Raw genomic sequence first — 1872 nt, 5'->3', positions numbered from 1 at the left:
ATAAAAAAATCCGATGGCAAATGCTCATCGGATTTTTACATCTATAAAAGATCGGTCAACCGATCGCTAAAACTTTTCTTAACTGATCGGCATTAGCCTTCGGGCCCTTTTTTGTTGGCTGCCTACATCAAAAAACTAAGCTAGACAGAGGACTAACCACACCATTAGCACCTTGCTGTAATATATGCGTATATATCTGCGTAGTGCGCACATCGGCATGACCAAGTTGATCTTGTACCGTTCTTATATCTGCTCCCGACTGCAATAGATGAGTTGCAAAAGAATGCCTTAGCGTATGAGGAGTGACATGCTTAATAATGCCTGCATCATTTGCTGCCCGCGTAACAGCCCTTTGTATTTGCTTTTCGTCGATATGATGCCTTCGCAGCAATTTACTTTCAGGATCGGTACTGAGCTTTGCGGCGGGAAACAAATACTGCCACTCAATGGTTTTGTTGCGCTGTTGGTATTTCTTTCTTAACGCATGGGGTATCCAGGCGCCAGCAAATTCTGGAACCAATAAGTCTCTAGCGAGTAGCTTTTCACTTTCGCTAATATGGTTTCTTAACAACGGGAGTAGCGATTCAGACAAGGTTACAACACGGTGTTTTCCCCCTTTCCCAAACCAGATGCGCACACATTTATAATCAAAGTCGATATCGCCCACCCGCAAGCGCGTACATTCCATTAATCGAAGCCCACTGCCATACAACAATGCTACCGCCAAATAATGATGGGTAGGTATGCGGCCCAATAGCGCTTTTACTTCAAGCTGTGTAAGCACTACAGGCAGTTTTCGCTCGCGCCCACTTCCCACAAAATTCATATCTTCGGGAAGCGGTTGGTCGAGATACTTATTATATAAAAATACCAACGCATTGAGCGCTGTAGCCTGCGTAGAACGCGAGTTCTTTCGCCTTGTTGATAAATGCGTTAGATACGCTTCAACGTGCACAGAATCTAAGTCCTTAGGATGCTGAAAATTATTAAAACGAATATAATCGGTAATCCAGTTGAGGTATGTTTGTATAGTACGTTTTGCATAACGCTTCAGCATCATGTGATCATAAAGCGTTTGAATAAAGGTTGATTTCATGGCTTGCTCCTAAGTAGAAGCAGTTTACGCAATAAAACTTTCCCAAATAACTGATCACAACGCCAGTTTTGAGCAGATAAAACGCATGAAAAACACCAAATTCACCTGCAAGTCGTTTTGGTGTTTTTAAACTTTGCGCTAAAAACACCAAAAGTGAAATTTAGTAGATGTTGTAGTAGTTTATGGTTTAACCTTATGAAAGCTCAAACGGGCAAAAACCCCGATCCGGTTCGGGAAATCGTCCCGTTTTGGGGACGATTAAATTGTTATATGCCTGAATCGTGATGAATAAATTTTTGCTCAAGAGTATTTTTATATGGGTACTAGTTCTGGTAGCAATTTATTTGTTAGCCGATTTGCTATTTTTCCGGGGTTACCTTATTGAGACGAGAATAGGTGTTGTAGAACAAGTCTCCTCCGGTATACCCAAAGCAAGTGGCGCTGGGCCAGTGATTCATTATGCGAATGTAAAACTCGATAGCGGCGAGTATTTAAAGGTGGTTTGTGAGCCTATATGCGACTTAGATTCAAAGGTTAAGGTGTCGTCATATAAGCCTTTTTTGGGAAGCGGTATAAATTATTATGCAACCGGCATATAACAAACAAATTATGACACTCGCTGCCGCTCGCTGGGACGCAAACACGCAGGCGGCTTCGCCATTGTCGCCTGCGCGTCCGCGCCCCATATTTGGAAGTTAGGTACTCATGAATAAATTTCAATTCTTGAGTGAAACAGAAATCAAAAATTTTAGACTGATTTTTGTTGGAATTTTCGC

Annotated in this window: 2 protein-coding genes; both read right to left on the bottom strand. The window is 42.1% G+C overall.

Annotated elements, in window-relative coordinates:
* Window positions 1-127: 127 nt before the first annotated feature.
* Window positions 128-1096, bottom strand: coding sequence for an integron integrase (locus tag LHL20_RS20830; protein WP_226434673.1), 969 nt, complete (start codon window positions 1094-1096; stop codon window positions 128-130).
* Between the two features lie 534 nt (window positions 1097-1630).
* On the bottom strand, window positions 1631-1872 hold a 242-nt coding region (locus tag LHL20_RS20825), incomplete at its 5' end, for a hypothetical protein (protein ID WP_226434672.1).

This window comes from Alteromonas sp. McT4-15, from assembly GCF_020515205.1.
Lineage (GTDB): Bacteria > Pseudomonadota > Gammaproteobacteria > Enterobacterales > Alteromonadaceae > Alteromonas.
The sequence above is the reverse complement of the archived record's forward strand: the minus strand, read 5'-3'. Positions and strand labels throughout refer to the sequence as shown.

Bases quoted from the DNA above. Each gene is read 5' to 3' on its own strand.
- LHL20_RS20830 (WP_226434673.1), bottom strand. From the start codon at position 1,096: ATGAAATCAACCTTTATTCAAACGCTTTATGATCACATGATGCTGAAG.